General features: G+C 56.1%; 20 protein-coding genes. 12 read left to right on the plus strand and 8 right to left on the minus strand.

Going from position 1 to position 22,018, the window contains the following annotated elements:
• Positions 1 to 108: 108 nt before the first annotated feature.
• Entirely contained in the window at positions 109 to 1,077 is a 969-nt protein-coding gene (locus tag HZA73_05860) for a membrane dipeptidase (protein MBI5805553.1), read from the minus strand.
• Positions 1,078 to 1,423: 346 nt separating this feature from the next.
• On the opposite strand from HZA73_05860, the gene HZA73_05865 reads away from it, so the two are divergent.
• On the plus strand, positions 1,424 to 3,544 hold the full coding sequence (locus tag HZA73_05865; GenBank protein ID MBI5805554.1) for a TonB family protein: 2,121 nt from the start codon (positions 1,424 to 1,426) through the stop codon (positions 3,542 to 3,544).
• 138 nt (positions 3,545 to 3,682) lie between these two features.
• On the opposite strand, the gene HZA73_05870 is transcribed toward HZA73_05865, so the two are convergent.
• The 7 genes from HZA73_05870 to HZA73_05900 all read right to left on the minus strand — a co-directional run bounded on the left by HZA73_05870 (position 3,683) and on the right by HZA73_05900 (position 10,291).
• Complete coding sequence (locus HZA73_05870) at positions 3,683 to 4,264, minus strand: orotate phosphoribosyltransferase (GenBank protein MBI5805555.1); 582 nt, start codon at positions 4,262 to 4,264, stop codon at positions 3,683 to 3,685.
• A complete protein-coding gene (pyrF, locus tag HZA73_05875; protein MBI5805556.1) occupies positions 4,251 to 4,985 on the minus strand; it encodes an orotidine-5'-phosphate decarboxylase in 735 nt (244 codons plus the stop codon). Before pyrF ends, HZA73_05870 begins: the two co-directional genes overlap by 14 nt.
• A gap of 71 nt (positions 4,986 to 5,056) precedes the next feature.
• Entirely contained in the window at positions 5,057 to 5,512 is a 456-nt protein-coding gene (locus tag HZA73_05880; GenBank protein MBI5805557.1) for a septal ring lytic transglycosylase RlpA family protein, read from the minus strand.
• Positions 5,509 to 6,444, minus strand: a complete 936-nt coding sequence (locus tag HZA73_05885) for a dihydroorotate dehydrogenase (protein ID MBI5805558.1) — start codon at positions 6,442 to 6,444, stop codon at positions 5,509 to 5,511. The genes HZA73_05880 and HZA73_05885 overlap by 4 nt, the downstream gene beginning before the upstream one ends.
• On the minus strand, positions 6,441 to 7,211 hold the full coding sequence (locus HZA73_05890; GenBank protein MBI5805559.1) for a dihydroorotate dehydrogenase electron transfer subunit: 771 nt from the start codon (positions 7,209 to 7,211) through the stop codon (positions 6,441 to 6,443). Before HZA73_05890 ends, HZA73_05885 begins: the two co-directional genes overlap by 4 nt.
• Positions 7,208 to 8,791 carry a tetratricopeptide repeat protein gene (locus tag HZA73_05895; GenBank protein ID MBI5805560.1) on the minus strand — a complete coding sequence of 528 codons (1,584 nt, stop codon included), beginning with the start codon at positions 8,789 to 8,791 and terminating at the stop codon, positions 7,208 to 7,210. The genes HZA73_05890 and HZA73_05895 overlap by 4 nt, the downstream gene beginning before the upstream one ends.
• 60 nt (positions 8,792 to 8,851) lie before the next feature.
• A complete protein-coding gene (locus tag HZA73_05900) occupies positions 8,852 to 10,291 on the minus strand; it encodes a TldD/PmbA family protein (protein MBI5805561.1) in 1,440 nt (479 codons plus the stop codon).
• A gap of 377 nt (positions 10,292 to 10,668) precedes the next feature.
• On the opposite strand from HZA73_05900, the gene HZA73_05905 reads away from it, so the two are divergent.
• The 11 genes from HZA73_05905 to murJ all read left to right on the plus strand — a co-directional run bounded on the left by HZA73_05905 (position 10,669) and on the right by murJ (position 22,008).
• Positions 10,669 to 11,907 carry a tetratricopeptide repeat protein gene (locus tag HZA73_05905; GenBank protein ID MBI5805562.1) on the plus strand — a complete coding sequence of 413 codons (1,239 nt, stop codon included), beginning with the start codon at positions 10,669 to 10,671 and terminating at the stop codon, positions 11,905 to 11,907.
• Positions 11,908 to 12,119: 212 nt separating this feature from the next.
• Positions 12,120 to 12,686, plus strand: a complete 567-nt coding sequence (locus HZA73_05910) for a 2-oxoacid:acceptor oxidoreductase family protein (protein MBI5805563.1) — start codon at positions 12,120 to 12,122, stop codon at positions 12,684 to 12,686.
• Complete coding sequence (locus HZA73_05915) at positions 12,683 to 12,979, plus strand: hypothetical protein (protein MBI5805564.1); 297 nt, start codon at positions 12,683 to 12,685, stop codon at positions 12,977 to 12,979. The genes HZA73_05910 and HZA73_05915 overlap by 4 nt, the downstream gene beginning before the upstream one ends.
• A 1-nt stretch (position 12,980) precedes the next feature.
• Positions 12,981 to 14,156 (plus strand): pyruvate ferredoxin oxidoreductase, encoded by a 1,176-nt coding sequence (gene porA / locus HZA73_05920; GenBank protein MBI5805565.1) that lies wholly within the window; start codon positions 12,981 to 12,983, stop codon positions 14,154 to 14,156.
• A gap of 74 nt (positions 14,157 to 14,230) precedes the next feature.
• The gene (locus HZA73_05925) at positions 14,231 to 15,154 is read left to right on the plus strand and encodes a pyruvate ferredoxin oxidoreductase (GenBank protein ID MBI5805566.1); all 924 of its coding nucleotides are present in this window, start codon (positions 14,231 to 14,233) and stop codon (positions 15,152 to 15,154) included.
• Positions 15,155 to 15,291: 137 nt separating this feature from the next.
• Positions 15,292 to 15,798, plus strand: a complete 507-nt coding sequence (locus HZA73_05930; GenBank protein ID MBI5805567.1) for a roadblock/LC7 domain-containing protein — start codon at positions 15,292 to 15,294, stop codon at positions 15,796 to 15,798.
• Between the two features lie 15 nt (positions 15,799 to 15,813).
• Positions 15,814 to 16,392 carry a gliding-motility protein MglA gene (locus tag HZA73_05935; GenBank protein ID MBI5805568.1) on the plus strand — a complete coding sequence of 193 codons (579 nt, stop codon included), beginning with the start codon at positions 15,814 to 15,816 and terminating at the stop codon, positions 16,390 to 16,392.
• 171 nt (positions 16,393 to 16,563) lie between these two features.
• Positions 16,564 to 18,027 carry a glycosyltransferase gene (locus HZA73_05940; GenBank protein ID MBI5805569.1) on the plus strand — a complete coding sequence of 488 codons (1,464 nt, stop codon included), beginning with the start codon at positions 16,564 to 16,566 and terminating at the stop codon, positions 18,025 to 18,027.
• 326 nt (positions 18,028 to 18,353) lie between these two features.
• Positions 18,354 to 19,703, plus strand: a complete 1,350-nt coding sequence (locus HZA73_05945; protein ID MBI5805570.1) for a tetratricopeptide repeat protein — start codon at positions 18,354 to 18,356, stop codon at positions 19,701 to 19,703.
• Positions 19,704 to 19,962: 259 nt separating this feature from the next.
• Positions 19,963 to 20,163 (plus strand): winged helix-turn-helix domain-containing protein, encoded by a 201-nt coding sequence (locus HZA73_05950; protein MBI5805571.1) that lies wholly within the window; start codon positions 19,963 to 19,965, stop codon positions 20,161 to 20,163.
• 276 nt (positions 20,164 to 20,439) lie between these two features.
• Positions 20,440 to 22,008, plus strand: coding sequence for a murein biosynthesis integral membrane protein MurJ (gene murJ / locus HZA73_05955; GenBank protein ID MBI5805572.1), 1,569 nt, complete (start codon positions 20,440 to 20,442; stop codon positions 22,006 to 22,008).
• The last annotated feature ends 10 nt before the right edge of the window (positions 22,009 to 22,018 follow it).

Raw genomic sequence — 22,018 nt, forward strand, 5'->3', positions numbered from 1 at the left:
AAAGCCCCGAAGCATTATGCTTCGGGGCTTTTCTTTTCTGGGTGGGTGGATGAATAAATTATTTTCTTATAGGACACGGTATACCGTGTCCCTACATTTATAATCCCTTCATCGCCAACCCATATATCTTATAAAATTATTCAGCGCTATCTTGTTTATATCTTCATTGCTAAAACCACGTTTCTCCAGCACTTTCAGCAGGTCAGGTATCTTGTCCGGACCCTCCAAATCTTTGGGCACTTCATCTATCCCGTCGAAATCAGAACCCAGGGCCAGGCACTCAACTCCGGCCAGATTCTTCATGTGCTCAAACTGATCGGCCACGGAATTGATGTCGGCCGGTTTCCGCTTTTCCCCCAGGAAGCCGGGATAAAAATTGACTCCGACCAGTCCCCCGGCACGGGCCAGGGCCTTTATCTGTTCATCGCTCAGGTTCCGGAACTGAAACTTCTTATTCAAGGCCCGGGCGCAGGAGTGGGAGGCAAAAGGAGGTTTCTTGGAAACTTTCAGCACATCCCAAAAGGTCTTCTCGGAAGAATGGGAGAGGTCAATCATCACCCCCAGCGAATCGGCTAATTTGACAAGCTGTAAGCCGTCAGCCGTAAGCCCTAAGTCCTTTTTGGTCTTGTTGGCGCTTAATCCGGAGGCGGCAAATTTGTTGGAGTTATTCCAGGTCAGGGTCAGTATCCTTACTCCCAGGGCGTGGAACATACTCAGATTCTCCGCTGTCTCTCCCAAAGCATGGCCGCCTTCGATGCCCAGCAGGACGCCGGTCTTCTTTTCTTTCAGGCATTTCTGCCAGGAATCCTTGTCTGTCACAATCATCAGATCATTTGGGAATTTGGCAATTTCCGATTTAGTTTTGGCTATCATGTCCAAAGTATAGTCGATAGCTTTCTGGCGGCGATAGGAGGGAGGCACCCAGCAGGCGAAGACCTGCAAGGCAATCCGGCCTTTCTTCAGTTTGGCGATGGTCACCTGGCTGGTTCTGTCTGTCAGCGTTTTTCCATTGACGATCTTCATGGGGGCGTCGCAGTGGAGGTCGGCGGCCAGACAGGAGGTGTCTGTTTTAGGCATGGTATCAGCCTTTGCAGTGGTGTTAAGAATGACCAGAAATGAGCATATGATGGCGGAAAACGTCATGACATAACTATACTACAAAAATCAGGGGCTTCGCAAGTAAATTTTTACTTGACAAAAGTCTTAACTTGTTATAATGTTATGTATTAGGGAAGCTTGCTGGGCTACCGACCTAACCCCTACCCATTCCCCGCAAGGGAAGGGAATACGGTTTCCCCCTCCTTGCGGGAGGGGGATTGAGGCGGTGCACTGAGAAAGTGTACTTGGTTGGCATCTGAAGTGGGGCGGTCAAACAACTTTAAATTTAATTTCTAATATCCTTTAAAACTAAAGGAGCACTAACATGAAACGGTTTTCCCAAATCGGTGCCAGGTACTTTCTGGTAACTGTAGCAGTCCTGTTGATCGTAATGGCAGGCTGTTCCAAGCGGGAAAAATACCCGCTGGGCGAAGCCGGGGGAACGCTGACAATCGGATCGCTCAACGAGCCGGCCTCGCTGAACCCTCTGCTGCTGTCGTTCACCGCGCCCAGCGACATCCAGGAAAAACTTTTCCTGAGTTTGCACCGTTTTGACAAATCGATGAACATAGTGCCCGAGCTGGCCGAGAGCTGGAAGTTTTCCGAGGATTTCAAGGAAGTCACCTACCACCTGCGCCAGGACGTCAAGTGGAGCGACGGGCAGCCGGTGACGGCCGAGGACGTCAAATATACCTTTGACAGGATGACCGACGCCAAGGTCAACTATTCCCGGGCCGGTTACCTGCAGTTTGTGGAAAAGGTGGAGGTGATCAGCACCTACACCGTGCGCTTCAAATTCAACCGGCTTTATTCCGATGAACTGTTCGATACGGGGATCATCGTCCTTCCCAAGCATTCCCTGGAAACTCAGGCCAGTATGTCTTCCGGTGAGTTCGACGCCAACCCGGTTACCGACGGGCCTTACAAGGTGGAACAGTGGATCAGGGGCGACCGCCTGGTGCTGGCCGCCAACCCGGACTTTTACAAGGGCAAGCCGGCCCTGGAACAGATCGTGATCCGGTTCTTCGGCGACGAGGCCGCCCTGGCCGCCGCCCTGCAGAACGGCGAGGTTGACATGACCGAAGACCTGTCTCCCCAAACCATTCTGAAACTTCAGGGAGATCCCAATCTGGTCACCATCGACTATCCCGGAAGGTCCTATACCTATCTGGGCTGGAATCTGAAGAGCCAGCTGTTTGCCTCGTCCGAAATGCGCAAGGCCTTTGCCATGGCCATAGATCCCTCGGAAATGATCCAGAACGTACTGCTGGGCAAGGGCCAATCGGCATCCGGGCCCATCCTGCCCAGTTCCTGGGCTTTTGACGAGAAGCTCAAACCCATGCCCTACGACCCCGAGATGGTCAAGGCCGCCCTTTCTGATCTGGGCTGGAAGACCATGAACAAGGATGGTTTCCTGGCCAAGAATCCCCGCCAGGTGCTGCAGATAAACCTGCTGTTAGCCCAGGGCCAGCCGGTGCTGGAAGCCTCGGCCGCCATCATCCAGAAACAGCTGAAGACGGTGGGCGTCAAGGTCAATGTCCAGTCGGTCGACGCCAGGACCTTCATCCAGAAGATCCGCACCGGGGCCTACGATGTTATGTTGTTCTCCTGGAAGAACGACCAAAAAGTGGACCCCACCGCAGTCTGGCATACCAAGATCGAAAATAAGGGCAAGTTCAATCTGCTTGACTATTCCAATCCCCAGGTGGACAGCCTGATAGAACAAGGTTTGGGAACCTTAAGCCGGCGCAAGGCCAAAGATATCTGGGTCAAGTTCCAGCAGGTGGTCTACCAGGAACAGCCCACCACCTATCTGTTTGTGCCCAATGTGGTGGCCATGGTCTACAAGGGGGTGAAGGGGGCGGAAAGCGACGCCCGCGGGCCCTTGGCTTCGTTGGACGAATGGTGGATACCTTCGGCCGAGCGGCGCGGTACCCAGGTGGCGGCCGTTACTCCGCCGGCCCCGGAAACTCCGGCACCCGTGGCTGCTCCCGAGCCTGAAACTCCGGCACCAACACCAGTCAACAACAAACCGGTTCCGGCCGCACCCAAGCCCGCAGCGGTCAAGCCGGCTCCGGCCCCCAAGGCGGTCAACCCGCAGGACATCTTGGTAGCCGAAACGCCCACTCCAGCGCCCACCCCGGTTCCGGTGGCCGCCACTCCCGAACCGGTGGCCGAGATCCCGCCCACCGATCCAGAGCCCATTAAAATCGCCACTGCCAAGTATCCCGACCTTGCCAGGAGCGCCAAGATCACCGGCCGGGTTTTCGTTAAGGTGATAGTGGGTGCTGACGGCACGGTCAAGAGCGCTGAAGTGCTACGGGGCATCGGAGGAGGCTGCGATGAGGCGGCAGTGGAAGCCGCCCAAAAATCCAGCTTCAAGCCCGGCACGGTCAACGGCCAGCCGGCGGAGAGGCCTTTTACCATACCTTATTCGTTCCGGTAATATGATATTTTGCCTGGGTAATTCATCCGACTATGCCATCTTTAGCTGCTTCGTCGGACGCGTGAATTGCCCTTACAAATTGATCCATATAAAAAAAGACGCCATCAGAAATGATGGCGTCTTTTTTCTGTTCCCAGATCATTTATTGGGGTTGCTTCCATGCTTGGCCAGGGGAATCCCCTTTTTGCAGAGGGGGCAATTGTCCGGTTCAAAGGTCTCAACCTTTTCCCCGTAGATCCCCAGGAAGGGAACCCCGAAATCCGGGGCTTTGGAACTGCGGTCGATGAACACCGCCACGCCCATCAATTGCGCTCCGGCCCGTTTCACCGCCTCGATGGTCTCAATCACCGAGCCGCCTGTGGTCATTACATCATCCACCACCAGCACTTTTTCACCTTTGGCCAGGGACATTCCCCGTAAGAAACCCCGGCCTTCCGGGGTCCGCTCGGCGTAGATGGCCTTTTTGTCCATCTGCCGGGCCACTTCGGAGGCGATGATGATGCCGCCGGTGGTGGGTCCGACCACGGTCTGAATGTCATAGTTTTTGAAATGCTCGGCGATAATCCCGCAAAAGGCCTGGCTGTCATGGGGGTATTGCAAAATCCTGAATTTTTCGAAATAGTACTGGCTATGCTTCCCCGAGGTCAGCAAAAAGTGTCCGTCCAGCAGCACCTGCCGGTTGACCAGAACGTCTTTGATCTCCTGTTTACTTAAGGGCATCTTGGATCTCCTTTTGGATGTTGTTGGCGGCGTCGTTCTTGTCCTTGGCTCCGGTGATGGGCCGGCCCACCACCAGGTAATCGGCTCCCAGGGCGATGGCCTGGCCGGGCGTCAAGATCCTCTTCTGGTCACCGGCCTCAGCATCCAGCGGCCTGATCCCCGGGGTCAGGATCACAAAATCCTTTCCGATGTTCTTCCTCAGCAGTTCGATCTCCTGGGGCGAGGCCACCACGCCGTCCAGACCGGCGCTCTTGGTCAGCCGGGCCAGGTGCAGCACCTGTTCCGGGATGCCCCGGCCGGGCGCCCCCAGCACATCGCTGAAGGTGGCTTCGTCAAAACTGGTCAGCACGGTCACTCCCAGGATCACCGGCTTGGGTTTCTTGAATTGGGCGCAGGCCTCCAAGGCGGCATTGGCCGCTTCTTCCATCATCTCAAATCCGCCCATGGAATGAAGATTGAACATATCCACCCCCAGTTCCACCGCCGCCACGGCGGCCTTGGCCACGGTGGTGGGGATGTCGTGGAATTTCAGGTCCAGAAATATCTTTCCGCCCTGGGCTTTTATTAGTTCCACTATTTTGGGACCGCAGGCGGTGAACAGCTGGCTGCCGACCTTGAAGTATTTTACCGGGCCGGAAATGTCCTTGATCAGCTTCTCGGCTTCGGCGTAGGAAGGTACATCCAGGGCCACTATCAGTCTTTCGTTGGCTGGTATCTGCATCGCGCTCCTTGGCTCTATGATGAAAATTAGTTAATCGTAATTGTAAACTGGGAATGGTTATTTGTTAACTGTTAATTGTTGGGCTGCTGGATGATCTCCAGCCGGACCGGTTCCACCCCGTTTATCCCGATCTTTCTGGCCGCTCCCTGGGACAGGTCTATCAGCCGGCCTTCCACGAACGGCCCGCGGTCGTTGATCTTGACGGTCACGCTCTGGCTGGTCCGGAGATTAGTGACCCGGACCATGGTGCCGAAGGGCAGGGTGCGGTGGGCGGCGGTCATGGCCTCCATGTCAAAGATCTCTCCGTTGGCGGTCTTGCGCCCGTGGAATTCCCGGCCGTAGTAGCTGGCCAGACCCTGCTGGACAGCCAGCGGCCAGGGTTCGGTTTTGGCCGTGGGCTGTATTTTATTTTCCGCCGCAGTTTCTTTGACCGGGCTGGTGCAGGCCGTACCGCTCCGGTAGATGGGGGCGGGGGCGCAGCCCAAAAGTCCGGCAAGGAGTGCCAATGACCAGGCAGTTTTTTTCATACCGCAAGTTTTCCCGTGATCTGTGAAACTTTGGAGTATCCTTTTTTAAGGCAGTAATCCTTCAATCCACCGGTGATCTCCTTGACGGCGCTGGGGTCCACGAAACTGGCGGTACCGATCTGCACTGCACTGGCCCCGGCCAGCATGAATTCCACCGCGTCATCAGAGCTCATGATGCCGCCCAGGCCGATCACCGGGACCTTTACCGCCCGGCTGGCCTTGAATACGTTGTAGAGGGCCACCGGTTTGACAGCCGGTCCGGAAAGCCCGCCGGTAATGTTGCCCAATACCGGCCTCTGCTTATCGATGTCGATGGCCATGCCGTAAAGGGTGTTGATCAGCGAAATGGCGTCGGCCCCGGCCTGTTCCACCGCCCGGGCGATGGCCGCGATGTCCGCCACGTTGGGGCTGAGCTTGACGATCAGCGGTTTGTCTGCCGCTTTTTTCGCCAGGGTGGTCAGCTTGGCGGCCTGAATGGGATCAGAGCCGAAGGCCACTCCGCCCTGCTTGACGTTGGGGCAGGAGATGTTAAGTTCGATCCCGGAGATGCCGGGCCGTCCTTTGAGCATCCCGGCCAGTTCAACGTATTCCTCCATGGTGTTGCCGGCGATGTTGACGATCACCACCGGGTGGTGTGATAGCAGCTCGGGCAGTTTTTCCTTTAAAAACTTCTCCGCCCCCACATTGGCCAGGCCGATGGAATTAAGCATTCCGCCGGGGGTCTCATAGACCCGGGGCGGTTTGTTTCCGGCCCGGGGCAGCAGGGTGATGGTCTTGGTGATCACGGCCCCGAACAGGCCCGGGGGGACCAGGGGGAGGTATTCCGTCCCGTAGCCGAAGGTGCCGGAGGCGGCCAGCACCGGATTCTTCATTTTGATCCCGGCGATCTCCACCGAGAGGTCAATGGAATTCTTGGTTCTGATGTTTTTCATAGGCCAAACTCCTGCTCCCAGTCTATCTCCCGGCTGTCGAACACCGGTCCCTGGCGGCAGACGGTGACATATTCCTTTACCCCCTTGACCACGCAGCCCTGGCAGGCGCCCACTCCGCAGGCCATGAAAGCCTCCAGGGAGACCTGGCAGTCAATGTTGTGCTGGCGGCAGATCATCGCCGTGCGTTTGAGCATCGGCCAGGGGCCGCAGGCATATACCACCGGCTTTTTGAACTTGTCGATGCATGTCAGGAAGGCATCGGTCACAAATCCCTTGTATCCGCAGCTGCCGTCGTCGGTGGCTATGATCTTGCCGGGAGCCGGGCAGGGCAGCATTTCCTTTTTGCCGGCGCACCCATAAAAAATCCGGGACTCCAGTTTCATAGCCTTCAGACGGTCAGCCAGGAACTGCATCGGGGCCAGACCCATTCCCCCGGCCAGGATCACATGCTCGCTGTATTTCCGGCTGATCTCAAATCCCTTTCCCAAAGGACCCAGCACATCCATCTCCGTTCCCTTGGGCAGGGAGGAGATGAGAGAGGTGCCCCGGCCCACCACCCGGTACATGATGAACAGGTTACTTCCCTTGACCCGGTTGATGCTGAACGGCCGCCTTAACAGCAGGGGGCCGGGGCCCGACGGCTTTAGATGGACGAACTGTCCGGGCCTGGCCTGGGCGGCCATCTGCGGCGAAGCATAGGCCATCAGGAATACCTGGGGGGCTATCTTCTGATGGGAGGTGATCTTTACTTTTTGCTCTAACATCATTTGTCTATCCGTATTCGGTTATCTTCGTCAGCCGGCCCCGGGATAGCCGGCGCCGGAATGTTCTGGGGACCGGGCTCCGACTGCTTTTCCTCCGGCTGCGTCAAAGAATCCGGCCGGACCGGAGCCGCCTTGGGTTTTAGCTTGAATTCTATGGTGGGTTCGCTGTCGCTGACCGCCAGGTCGGGGGGCAATCCCATCTCCATCCGGGCGGCGTTGGCATAACGGGAGTAAGGATACTTTTCCACTAACTGCAGGCGATAACTTTTAACCAGGGCGGAATCCCGCTGGTATTTGTTCAGGGTCCAGGCTACGGCGTAAAGCGACTTAGCGGCGATAGGCAGAGAGGGATAGCCGGAAGCCAGCTTAAGGTAGACCGAGACGGCCGAATCCGGTTGGTTAAGCCCGAACAGATAGTGCTCGGCCATCAGGAACAGCAATTGAGCATTTTGCTCGGCCGCCGCGGAATCAAGCTGTTGTCTGTATCCGCCCAGCAGGGAGATGTTTTCCGTTTTCCGGAGGGCCAGGGTCCGGATGCCGGCAAAGTCCGGATGATCGAAATCGTTGTTTGTTCCCCGGCTGGACAGGGTAAACAAGGCCTTTGCGCTGTCCAGGTTTTGGGAGGCTTCCTGCAGTTCTCCCATCCTACAGTAGGCTACCGAGGCTGCCAGGCTTTGGGGATGCTTCTGAGCCAGTTGGGAATACAACTTGACGGCTGATGAGTCTGCGGCTTGCCGGACTTGTATCTGGCAGATCAAAAGATCAAGTAAAGCCGACTGGGGCGTGTTGGGGAGGTATTTTTTAAGCAAAGACTGATATATTTTCAAGGCCTTTTCCGTTTCGCCAAAAGTCTGATAGCTTTGGGCCAGAAGCATTTTTATCTGATAACCAGTATTTTGAGAAAGGCGCCTGTCAGCCAGCACCTCTAATTCCTGAACTGCCTGGCGGTGTTGATCCAAGGCGACCAGGCACTGGGCATACTTGAAACGGGCGTCAACCGTAAAATCGCCCTTGGGATGGTTGAAAAGGAATCTCTGCCAGAGAATGGCCGCCTGGGAATAGTCGCCGGAGACCTGGGCGATCTCAGCCTCCAGAAACGAGATCCGCCGGTGGATAGCTTTATCAGTCCCGGTCCTTAATAACTGGATATCGGTCAGGGCGGCGGGGTAATCACCAAGCTTGTAATTTAAAACCGCCGAATTAAGCCGGGCCAGCGTGGCATATTTACCCTGTCCGTAAAACTGCCAGACCTCCTGAAATTTGCGGAGGGCTTTTTCGTTCTGCCCGGTAAAGAAAAAACAGTTGCCCATGTAATACAGGCTGGGGGCCGCCCAGCGGCTGCCGGGATAACTTCCTGCCACTCCGGCAAACTTATCGGCGGCCTGCTGCAGGGCGGCGGCCTGAGCCCCTGCGGCGGCCAGGGTGTCTGGGAATCCCTGGCGGCTGCGGGTCCCTGAATCGTACAGCTTTTTTGCGTTGTAGTAGCTGTTGAAATAAGCGCAGCCGCCGGCTGCTGTGACCAGCAGGGCCGCCGCCAGGAACCGGGGCATCAGCTTGGCAATTATTTTCATATCGTTCTTCATATTCACCCGCCTAAAACAACAGGTCAGATTAATCTGACCCGTTGTTTAATTTTATTATTTTCAGGAAACCCCGATCTGCACTTTCTGGAAGCGGGCCGGGGCCACCCCGTGTCCCACGTGGGCGCTTTGGCCCGGCTGACCCTTGCCGCAGTTGGGCACGCCCCACAGGTGCCATGATTTTTTATTGCAGACAGCGTCGCAGTTGTTCCAGAAGGCCGGGGTGATCCCGGTGTAAGTGGCGTTCTTGAATACCCGGCCGGTCAGTTTCCCGTGCTTGATCTCCCAGGCGATCTCGGTGGCAAACTGGAAGTTGAGGCGCTTGTCGTCGATGCTCCAGGTCTTGGTGGTGTCGAACAGCACCGCGTCTTTGGTGTCGGCGATCAGATCCTGGTAATTCCACCGGCCCGGCTCCAGGTTGATATTTGTCATCCGGATGATGGGGATCCGGTTCCAACCGTCGGCCCGCATGGCGCCGCCCGAGGCCAGGCCCAGCCGGGGGGCGGTCTCCCGCGAGGTCAGGTAACCCACGAACTTTCCCCGCCGGATGATGGGCACTTTCTGGGCCGGCACGCCCTCGTCGTCCCAGCCGAAGGTCCCCAGGCCGGCGGGGGTGGTGGCGTCGGCCGTGACGTTGACTATATCCGAACCGTATTTAAGATCATTCAGCTTGTCGGTGGTCAAAAAACTGGTGCCGGCGTAGCTGGCCTCTGTGCCGTATACCCGGTCCAGTTCAATTGGATGACCGATGGACTCGTGGACCTGCAGGGCCAGCTGGTTGGTGGCGATGATGATGGTGGAGATCCTGGCGGGGCAGGGGGGAGCGGTCAGCAGCATGGCGGCTTCGGAAGCGGTGCGCTCGGCATTTCCGGCCAGGTCCATCTGCTCGATGAACTCGTAGCCGGCCTGGCGGGTGTCGCCGCTCATGTTGGGGTAGCTGCGGGTCTGGACCTCGGAACCCTCAATGGCGAAAGCGCTGATCTCGCCGCCGGATTCGGTGCGGTCCTCGCTGACCAAAGTGCCTTGGGTGGAGGCAAAGACCTTTTCACCCTTAAGGAACCACAGGCCGCCCTTGGCCATCTTGATCTTCTTGTTCCGGCGCATGATGGAGTCGGCCTTTAAAAGCAGATCTATCTTTCTTTCCAGCGGGACCTGGAAGGGATCGGTCCTGACCGGTGTTTTATAACTGCCCTTCTGGGGCTTCAGCCGGGACAGTTCCACCTTTTCAACCCTGGTCAGGCCGCTGGCTTTGGCGATCTCGATGGCGTCCCTGACAACTTTTTTGATCTCGGCGGTTTCCAGCCGGGAGCTGGAAGCGAAGCCCCAGGCTCCGTTGACCAGTACCCTTAATCCGAAACCGGAATCGGAACTCTTGGTGACCGCCTCCACACTGCCGTTCTTGGTGGCGATGTTCTCGCTGAGCTGGCCGGTCACCCGGACATCGGCGTAATCCAGGCCTTTGGAGGGAAGGGCCGCCAAAACTTTTTGAGCAAAGGTCTTCATGGGATATTGGTTCTCCCGGGAATTATTGGTTTATTTTCGTAACTATTAGAGCAACTAAGCGGTACACTGAGTTTATAAAGTGACACCAATTCTCAAAGGATGAACAATATACGTGCGTTTATTTCATATAGGGGAATGGTCCAGTGTCTTAGCGTCTTTGTGACTTTACGGCTGAACAGTAACTGATTTACAAATATTCAGTATAACATAACCGGTACCAATTATCAAGATTATTTGGCGGAAGAAAGTGATATTTTTTATTGCATGTAAAAGTTTAAAGTGGTATATTTAAAAGCCGGAACAGTATCTCAATTCCTTTAAACATCCAATTTGTTCAAGTCTTGCATAAACACCCGCTGAAAATTTTATGGTTTGAAGTGCCGGGAGTCTCAACCTCCTTTCACCCCCACCAGGTACTGGTCAAAAAGGGAGGGGTGCTGGAACTTACCGGCCGTTGGAATGAAGCCAGGTCTTTGTTTGCCGCCGGACTGGAAACGGTCAGTTTGGCCGGTAACAAAGAGGCCGCAGCCGAGTGCCAAACCAAACTGGGCTGGCTGTTGTATAAACGGGGAGAGCAGGGAACCTCATTGGAACTGCTTGAATCAGCCCGGGACTATTACCGGAGTACAAGGGACCAACTGAACCTGGCTGCGGTGCTGAACAAGATCGGCAATAATCAGATCGAGCGGGGAAATAACATCCTGGCGTTGGAGTGCTTTCAGGAATCCTTGGATATATCAATGGCCTGCAAAGACCGGCCGGGAATCTCCATTGCCGTAAACAATATGGGGAATCTCTACGGCAATCTGGGCGACAGTCAGAAGGCTTTGGAATGCTACCAGAAATGCTATCAGGCTGACCTGCAGGACGGGGACCAGCTTAGCGCCAGCCTCGGAATGGGGAATATAGGCTGGGTCCATTTGAACATGGGCGATTACGGAAAGGCTTTGGAGTGCTGGGAATATTTGGCCAAGTGGGCAGGCTATTACGGGGATAAGCATAATTTAACCGTAGCCTTGGGGAATATGTCGGCTGTTTACATGGCCCTGGGGAAATATGACAAGGCGCTTCATGGCATTCAGACCAGGCTCAAACTTGCAGATGAGATGGGAGACAGAAGGGGGCGTTCCATAAGCCTGAGCCACATGGCCGGCCTTTGCCGGTTGAAGGGGGAGCATGATAATGCCAAGCAGCACTTCGATCAGGCCATAGAACTGGCCAGGAAGATAAATCTGACGTACTATTTGACCATGTTTCTGCTGGAAAAGGCAGACCTTTTGTTCGATCTTGGGGAATATTCGGGGTCGCAGGACGCCTGTCTGCAGTCGATGGAAATATCGAAGTCCCTGGGTAAAAAGGACCCCGGTTTCCTGTGCAATCTGCTGCTGGCCAAAATCACGGCCCTTTCCGATCCGGAAGGCGGATTAAAAGCATTGGAAGCGCTGAATCCCCAGAATAAGCCAAGACACCAGGCCCGGCTTTATTACGAGATGTTCAAGCTCTCCGGCATGCAAGATTACAGGACGAAGGCACTTGATCTTTACCATGAAATCTATAAGACGGCTCCCGAGATAGATTTTAAGAATAAAATCGATGAATTGGAAAAGGGGAGATAGCCGCCGAAAACCCGTTCAATTCTTGTGGCAGGAAACAGTATCAATTATCAAAAAACAGGAAAAAGCAGTCAAGTGACCTGAACATCCCCATAATAAGCAAAAAGTATTTGACTTTTACCCTATTTTGAGCTATACTAACTATTTACTTTGGCATTTTCAGCCTGGGGGCATTTTTTTATCCCTCTGCAATTTATAGGAGTTATCAATATAATATGATCGAGATCAGATGGCACGGACGGGGCGGTCAGGGAGCCAAGACCGCGGCCCTGTTACTGGCCGACGCCGCATTGTCGGCCGGCAAGTATGTACAGGCCTTTCCCGAGTACGGACCGGAGCGGATGGGCGCCCCGGTGCAATCATTCAACCGCATCGACGAGCAGCCCATCCTGATGCATTGTCCGGTGAAATCACCCAAGGTGGTGGTGGTGCTGGATCCCACCCTGATGGCTTCGGTCAACGTCACCGCGGGCCTGGGGGCGGACGGCATGCTGATCATCAATACCGGTCTGGATGCGGTGGAGATCAAAAAGTCCGTCAAGTTCGACGGCAGGATATTCACGGTGGACGCCTCCAAGATATCCGAGGAGACCATCGGCAAGAACATCCCCAACACTCCGATGCTGGCGGCCCTGGTAAAGATCACCGGGGTTCTGGATTTCAAGGGCATGATGGAGGACACCGAAAAGAAGCTGGCCAAGAAATTCGCCCACCGGCCGGAAGTGATAGAGGGGAACATCCAATCCATGAAGCGGGCGGCAGAGGAGGTAAAGTCGGCATGAGCGAACTTAAAAAATACAAGGAACTGGCCCTGGGCGGCAATATCGAAAAAAGCGGCACAGCCGTGGAGTTCAAGACCGGAGACTGGAGAAGCTCCAAACCGGTGTACCATCCCGAGAACTGCATCCAGTGCCTGTTCTGCTGGGTCTACTGCCCCGACTCATCGGTGACCTTAAAGGACGGCCAGGTGACGGGCTTTAACCTGGATCACTGCAAGGGCTGCGGCATCTGCGCCCACGAGTGTCCGGGCAAGAAGAAGGTCAAGGCCATCACCATGGTAGAGGAGGTCAAATAGCATGCAGAAGATAATACTGGCCAAGACCGGCAACGAAGCCATGGCTCTGGCCATGAAGCAGATCAATCCCGACGTGGTGGCCGCCTATCCCATCACTCCGGCCACCGAGATCGTTCAGATATTCTCCCAGTACGTGGCCGACGGCGAGGTCAAGACCGAGTTCGTGGCGGTGGAGTCCGAGCATTCGGCCATGTCGGCCTGCATCGGATCCTGCGCGGCCGGGGCCCGGACCATGACCGGCACCAGCTCCCAGGGCCTGGCCCTGATGTACGAGATGATCTACATCGCCGCCGGGCTGCGCCTGCCCATCGTGATGGCCGACGTCAACCGGGCGCTGGCGGCCCCCATCAACATCCACTGCGACCACTCCGACACCATGGGCTGCCGCGACGCCGGCTGGATCCACATCTTCTCCGAGAACGCCCAGGAGGCCTACGACAGCATGATCCAGGCCATGCGGATAGCCGAGCACAAGGACGTCCGCCTGCCGGTGATGGTCACCACCGACGGCTTCATCATCTCCCACGGCATGGAGCGTATAGACACCCTGTCCGACGCCGATGTCCAGAGCTTCATCGGGAAGTACGATCCCATGATGCACCTTTTGGACATCAAGAAGCCCTTCACCGTGGGGGCCATCAACCTGACCGATTATTATTTCGAACACCGCCGGGCCATGGTGGACGCCCAGAACAACGCCCTGAAGGTCATCAAGGAAGTGGGGGCCGAGTTCGGAAAGAAGTTCGACACCAATTACGGCCTGATCGAGAAATACCAGCTGGACGACGCCGAAGTGGCCATCGTGGCCCTGGGCTCCACCTGCGGCACCGCCAAGGTGGTCATCGACAAGCTGCGCAAGCAGGGGGTCAAGGCCGGACTGCTGAAGATCCGCGTCTTCCGTCCCTTCCCGGCCGAGGAGATCGCCAGGGCGTTGGAGAACATCAAGACGGTGGCGGTGCTGGACCGCTCCGACTCCATCGGCAGCTTCGGCGGCCCGGTGTTCACCGAGGTCCGTTCGGCCCTCTACGGCTCGGCCAAAAAGCCCCAGATAGCAGGGGTGGTCTACGGCCTGGGCGGGCGGGAGATAGACATGGAGCAGATCGAGGGCCTGTTCATGGACCTGAAGGCCGGCAAGATCAAGGCCGATTCGGTCAGCTACCTGGGGGTCAGGGACTAAATACAAAAAGCAGAAGGCAGAATTTTGAATTCTGAATTCTGAATTTAGAATTTTATTACAAGGATAATATAAAAATGGCAAATCTTAAAGAACTGGCAGCCCGGGGCGACAAGTTCACCGGGGGACACCGGGCCTGCGCCGGGTGCGGAGCCACCGTGGTGGCCCGCCAGGCATTGCTGGCCGCCGGAGACAAGCCGGTAGTGACCACCTGCGCCACCGGCTGTCTGGAAGTGGTCTCCACCATCTTCCCCTATACCGCCTGGGACGTGCCCTTCATCCACAGCGCCTTCGAGAACTCGGCGGCCACCATCTCCGGGGTGGAGGCGGCCTACAAGTCGCTGAAGCGCCAGGGCACGGTGAAAGAGGACATCCGTTTCATGGCCTTCGGCGGCGACGGCGGCACCTACGACATCGGGCTGCAGGCCCTGTCCGGCGCCATGGAGCGCGGGCACAACATGCTCTACATCTGCTACGACAACCAGGCATACATGAACACCGGCATCCAGCGCTCCTCGGCCACCCCCAAGGGCAGCGCCACCACCACCAGCCCCAACGGCAAGAAGATCCCGGGCAAGGTCCAGTTCCGCAAGAACCTGACCGAGATTATAGCGGCCCACGGCATTCCCTATGTGGCCCAGAGCGTGGTGGGCAACTGGTCCGATTTCACCAAGAAAGTGGAAAAGGCTTTGGCCAAGGGCGGCCCGGCCTTCATAGCAGTATTGCAGCCCTGCCGGCTGGGCTGGGGCTATCCCCCGGAACTGACCGCCGAACTGGGACGGCTGGCGGTGGAGACCAACTTCTGGCCGCTGTACGAGGTGGAGGACGGAAAGTACAAGCTCAATTCCACTCCCAAGGAGAGAAAACCCATCTCCGAATGGCTTTTCCTGCAGGAACGATTCCGCCACCTGAAACGCCCGGAGAACCAGGCCATCATAGATGAGATCCAGAAGGACATTGATCTGCGCTGGGAGAACCTGGGCAAGAAGTGCAGCCTGTAACCTTAGGGTACAGGGATCAGATAACAGGGACTGACCTTGGGTTATGGGATCAGATATTAGGGATTGGATCACTGTAGGGGAGAGGCGCGCCTCGCCCGGGTCCCTCAACCAGAAGAAATTTTACGAGGTGAATTAAAGTGCCGGTGGAAAATTTAAACGTATTCGAGGACGATTTTTGGTCTATTAACGAGCTGTTGAACCAGCTCCTTAAGAACACCAATTCCCTGGCGGTGCTGCTGATCGACAAGGCCGGCCAGCTGATCACCACAGCCGGGGATATCAGCCAGCTGGACACCACCTCGTTCGCCTCTCTCTCGGCCGCCGATTTCGCAGCCACCAGCCAGCTGGCCATGCTGGTGGGAGAGAAGGAATTCTCCACCCTGTTCCATCAGGGGGAAAAACAGAACATCTACGTGGCCTCCATCGAATCCCGGGTGATGCTGGCGGTGATCTTCGACCAGCGCACCACCCTGGGCCTGGTACGGGTTCGCACCAAGCAGACCGTGGCCGAGCTGATCAAGATGTTCCAGGCCATCTTCGCCAAACTGGAGGAATCTCCCCAGCCCCCGCCGCTGTCGGGTTCAAATTTCGGCTCCGATTTCGCCTCCGAGGCCGAATCCGAGCTGGATAACCTTTTTAAGTAGCCGGGAGCGCCAAAAGTGTCTTTAATAAATTATTCATCGCGCGAGATCAACTGCAAGATCGTCTACTATGGGTGCGGCCTTTGCGGCAAGACCACCAATATCAAGCACATTTACACCAAGGTGGCGCCCGAGGCCAAAGGCAAGCTGATCTCCCTGGCCACCGAGCTGGACCGGACACTGTTCTTCGACTTCCTGCCCCTGGACCTGGGTTCTATCAAGGGCTTCAAGACCAGGTTCCATCTGTACACCGTACCGGGGCAGGTGTTCTACAATGCCAGCCGCAAGCTGATCCTGAGGGGCGTGGACGGTGTGGTGTTCGTGGCCGATTCCCAGGTGGAACGGCTGGAGGCCAACGTGGAATCCATGGCCAACCTCCAGGACAACATGGCGGAATACGGACTGAACATTCAGACCCTGCCCTTTCTGATCCAGTACAATAAAAGGGACCTGCCTAATATAGCTTCAGTAGAGGAGCTGAGGGGGCAGCTGAACAAGTATAACTCTCCGGAGATGGAGGCGGTGGCCCACCAGGGCTACGGGGTGTTCGAGACCCTAAAGTCGGTGGCCAAGATGGTGCTGAAGAACCTCAGCTGAGAACCATTTGCAGCAGAGACTCAGAGACACAGAGGAGTCAATATTTATTGCTCAAGTCATAAAGGTATTAAAGTGGTTATTTCTCTTTGCCTTCGTGTCACTTCGGCAAGCTCAGTGCCACGCTCTATGGTAGTAATGTTATTAGTTTAATATATAATTTATAACAAGACCATGTCCACCTACGATATCCTTTTGCTGGTATTCTACTGCCTGATGATGCTGGTGCTGTCGGTATACTCGTTCCATGCTTACCTGATGGTCTACCTGTACCGCAAGAACAAGGCGAACCGCCAGAAGGTCCGCTGCCAGCTTGACGAATGGCCCACGGTCACGGTGCAGCTTCCCATCTACAACGAGAAGTACGTGGTGGAGCGGCTGATAGACTCGGCGGCCGCCCTGGACTATCCCAAGGACAAGCTGGAGATCCAGGTGCTGGACGATTCCACCGACGAGACCAGGGAGCACGCCGGACAGCTGGCCGAAAAGTACCGCAAACAGGGGATCAACATCGTCCACCTGCACCGCACCGACCGCAGCGGCTTCAAGGCCGGGGCGCTTAAGGCCGGGCTGGCCGCGGCCAAGGGAGAGTTCCTGGCCATCTTCGACGCCGACTTCGTGCCTCCGGTTGATTTCCTCAAGAATATGATGCCCTATTTCTCCTCGCCCAAGATCGGCCTGGTGCAGGCCCGCTGGGGCCACATCAACGGCCAGGCCTCGCTGCTGACCAAGGGCCAGGCCATTGGGCTGGACGCCCATTTCGTGATCGAGCACGGGGCCCGCAATTCATCCGGCATCTTCATGAACTTCAACGGCACCGCCGGGGTCTGGCGGAAGGAGGCCATTCTCAACGCCGGCGACTGGCAGCAGGACACTTTGACCGAGGACATGGACCTTTCCTACCGGGCCCAGCTGGCCGGGTGGGAGTTCGTATACGTCAACGACATCGTCTGCCCGGCCGAGGTGCCGGAGGAGGTCCACGGCTACAAAGCCCAGCAGTACCGCTGGGCCAAGGGGGCCATCCAGACCGCCAAGAAACTTCTGCCCCGGATCTGGCGCGATCCCAAGCTTACCGGCCTGCGCAAGTGGGAGGCCACCGTCCATTTGACCAACCACATCGTCTTTCCGGTGATGCTGATGGTGACCCTGCTGTCCTTCCCCATGATGATCCTCAAGGTCTCCCAGGCCGCCTCCCGGGGATTCTTCATCGGGGCCACGGTCTTCACCCTTTGCGCCTTCAGCTATCCCATCTTCTACATCTACGCCCAAAAGGAGATCTACCCCGACTGGCGCCGCCGCATACTGTTCCTGCCCATCCTGATGGCCGGGGCCATCGGCCTGTCGGTGATCAACTCCAAGGCGGTGTTAAGCGCCCTGTGCAACCGCCAGAGCGCCTTCGCCCGCACCCCCAAGTACAACCTGACCCTGGGCAAGCCCAAGGGCTGGTCCGGCAAAAAATACAAGGCCAAGTTCGAACTGACGGTGGTGCTGGAACTGCTTTTGGTGGTCTACACCTCGGCGGCCTTGTGGTACGCCTTTGAGCACATGCAGCTGGCCTCGGTGCCTTTCTTATTGCTGTACTGGCTGGGTTTCTTGTTCGTGGGAAGTCTGTCGGTGGCGCATAGTTTTAGGAATTAGTCCTGGCCGGTGGGTGAGTAATTCGACAAGCTCATCACAAGTGCCCCGCCTGGCTTCGATGCATCGGGCATTTCGCAGCACAAGTATAGCGAAATGCCAGCCCCTCAGTCGACGGCGGGGTGTTTTGAAACCACCACGCAGATACAAACCCCTTTCCTGTTAAACCAGGTGAGGGGATTTTTGTTTTTTCTTAAGAAGGAGGGAGTGCTCAAGAAAGGCCTTGATTTTGCTGGGTTTTAGGTGTATTCTTAATATAGTCAGTATTCCAATCTGAAGGGATCTACAACCGTCCAATTCATCCGTTTAAAAAGCAATCCACAATTCCAATGCCAAACCACAAACATCACATTGAACATTCCCGGGTCCTCCACATCCTGCTGAACCGGTGCCAGGTGCTTAGCCTGGTGGGACGATACGACCGGGCCTTAAGCGATCTCAGCCGGGGGCTGTCATTGTCCGGGAAGATCCAGAATAAAAAGTACCAGGCGGATTATCACCTGGAGCTGAGCGACACTTATAATTCCCTAAGCAGATACGACGAGATGCTGAGCTCGGCCACCGAATCCCATTCGCTTTACCGGGAGCTGGGCGACAAAAAGGGCCAGGCCACCTGCCTGAACAACATCGGGCTGGCGCACGGCACCCAGGGGGACTATCCCAAGGCGCTGGATTATTTTTCCCAGGCCCTTAAGCTGGAGGAGGAGAACGGCAACCGTACAGGACAAGCACACAGCCTCAACAATCTGAGCTTTGTCCATTACCATCGGGGAGATTATCTTGTTGCTCTGGAATGCTATGAAAAAGCCCTGCAGATTGAGGAGGAGTTCGGCGACCGGCAGGGCCAGGCCACCAGCCTCAACAACATCGGGCTAATCCACGGCAACCTGGGAGATTATTCCAAGACGCTGGAATATTTGGTCAAGGCCCTGCAGATAGAGGAGGAGATCGGCGACCGGCACTGCCAGGCTCCCAGCCTCAACAACATCGGAACGGTTTATTACCGCAGCGGCGATTATCTTAAAGCCCTGGAGTACTTCGGCCGGTCGGTAAGGATATGGGAGGAGATCGGCAACCGGGCGGGCGCTGCTCCCAGCCTTAACAATATGGGCAGCGTGGCCAGTATCTTGGATGATCATCCCAAGGCCCATGACTATTATGCCAAGGCCCTGAAGATAGAGGAAGAGACAGGCGACCGGCAGGGCCAGGCCCTAAGCCTGAACAATATCGCCAATGTCTACCTGAAACAGGGAAAATATGAAGAAGCCAGGGCCTGCCTGGTCAGGAGTGAAAAGATCGCCGTAGAGGTGGGGGCCAAGTTCGTCCTGCGCCAGGTCTGTCTTTTTTACGGCGAATTGGAACTGGCCCTAAAAAATCCCTCCCTGGCCCTGGAATATGCGGAGAGGTCGCTTGAGCTGGCCGGACAGTTGAACTCAAAGGCCGGCCGGGCGGAGGCTTTGCTGCTGCAGGCCCGGATAGAGGGATCGGCCGAAAAATTCCGGGAAGCCATTGCCGTCTTTGAAGCGATCAAGCAGCCGCTGGATACAGCCAAGGCCCGCTATTACTACGGTATGGTGATGGGGCTGTTCGATGAGATAAAAGCGGCCCGGGATATTTTCGTAAGGCTGGGGCTTAAGAAATGGGTTGACAGGATTGACGGGGCTGTTGTTACCAGATAAAAAGTAAATAGTTATATAACTTACTCAGTACCCTTTATCCACAGATTAACGCAGACGCTGTCGTAAGCGTTAGCCGAACGATGATAACGATTCTATTTGTTCCTAAAAATATTAGCTTTAATATAAAAAATCTGCGAAGATCTGTGAAATCTGCGGATAGTTTTTTGAATATGTGCCTGAGCTACTTGGATAGACATTTAGAAGCATTTATTACCAGGTAGAAACCGATCAGCACCATATAACTTTAGGAGGAACCAAAATGTGGACTGCGATCATCGGCCAAAATGCGGGGGCGGTCTGGAAAGTGCTTAGCGCCAAAGGGGACCAGAGCCTCAGCTCCCTTAAAAAGCTGGCCAAGCTGGATGACAAACAGCTTTACCTGTCCCTGGGCTGGCTGGCCCGGGAGGGCAAGGTCAAATTCACACCGAACAAGGCGCAGACTTTGGTGGGATTGAAATAGGGGACATTTGCCACAGAGACACCCTTCTAAACACTCAGGGTAAACTCCGGCACAGAGGGTTTTATACATCCGGGTACGACACCCCGTAAGGACACGGCATTCCGTGTCCTTACCTTGGGGTTGGATCAAACCGTCCAGCGGTATCCGCAGGACGGTTTCTTTTATCTGACCTCACCCCTGCCCCTCTCCTAAAGCATTAGGAGAGGGAAGACGTAAGGCAGGGTGAGGTCAAAAAAACAATTGAGCCTTGCCCCAAAATAAGGTATAATCTAACCCATGAGCAAAACCCTTAAATCCATAGCCGGGATGTCCTTGGGCACCCTGTTCTCCCGCCTGACCGGGTTCGTCAAACTGGCCCTGATGAGTGCGGTGCTGGGCTTTACCCCGCTAGCTGACGCCTACAACCTGGCCCACGTATTGCCCACCATGGTCTACGAACTGATCCTGGGCGGGATCCTGTCGGCGGTGTTCATTCCGGTGATAGTGGAGCAGCTTTCGGAGCACGAGCCCAAGCTGGCCTGGATCAACATCAGCCAGGTGATCAACGCCGGACTGGTGGTGATGGCCGCCACCACATTGGTCTGCTTTGCCGCCTCGCCTTTCCTGGTCTACATCCAGACCCTTAAGGCCCAGACCGCCACCCGGGAGCAGGTTCTGTTCTTCTTCTGGTTCTTCATCCCCCAGATATTTTTTTACGGGTTTTCGGCCATCGGCGGGGGGGTGCTTAACGTCCGGGGTAAGTTCGCGGCGGTGGCCTACGCCCCGGTGGCCAACAACCTGGTGGTCATTGCCACACTGTTCGCCTACAAACTTTTACCCTGGTTCGGCCCGACCGGGCTGGCCGTTGGCACCACCTTCGGAGTGCTGGCCCAGGTGCTTCTTCTTCTTCCTGGCCTTAAAAGCAGCGGCTTTAAATACCATTTTACCGTGAGCTTCAGGCACCCGGCGGTGGTCAAGACCTTAAAACTTTCCCTGCCGGTGATACTTTATGTGGCCTTCAACCAGCTGAACCTGACCGTCCAGAACAACCTGGCCATCGGCATCCAGGGCGGGGTCTCGGCCCTGCAGTATGCTTTTGCCTTTTACATCCTGCCCCACGGCCTGCTGGCGGTGTCCATCGGGACAGTGCTGCTGCCGGGCCTGTCCCACCTGGCGGTGAAAAAGGAATGGGAAAGTTTCGCCGGAGCCGTCCGCAAGGGCATCAGCTGGAGCGCCATCTGCATCATCCCGTCCATGGCGGTGCTGATCACCTGCAGCTTTCCCATCGTCCAGTCGCTGATGCAGCACGGGCGCTTCCACGCCGCCGACAGTTTTATGCTGGCCCGGGTGCTGTCCCTGTATTCACTGGGGCTGTTCTCCTTTACTTTATACCTTTTCCTGAACCGGGTCTTTTATTCCCTGCAGGATACGAAAACCCCGATGGTCCTCAACCTCATCGGCAATGCCTTCAACTCGGGCTTTAACCTGCTGGTGATCGGGACGCTGGGGGTGAACGGGCTGGCCCTGGGGCACGCCGCGGCCTATACCTTGATCGCGCTTTTAAGCCTGGGGCTGATACGAACCAGGGTCCGGGAGATCAAACTGAGTTTGCTGCTGCCGGTGTTCCTCAAGACTGCGGCGGCCTCGGTTCTGGTAGGCCTGCTGGGCTGGGGCCTGAGCCTGGCTTGGCAGCAATGGGTGGACGGAGGGCATTTGGGACCAAAGATATTCTACCTGGCAGCCATGATGCTGGCGCTGGGCGCGGCCTATCTGGGTCTGGCCCGGCTGTTCCGGATAGCCGAGCTGATGGAGATGTTCAGGATGCTGCGTCCGGCCGGGACCAACCAAGGCAAAACAAATTTATAAGGAAACCAGG

The sequence above is a fragment of the candidate division TA06 bacterium genome, from assembly GCA_016235665.1.
In the GTDB taxonomy this organism is placed as follows: Bacteria; Edwardsbacteria; AC1; order AC1; family EtOH8; genus UBA5202.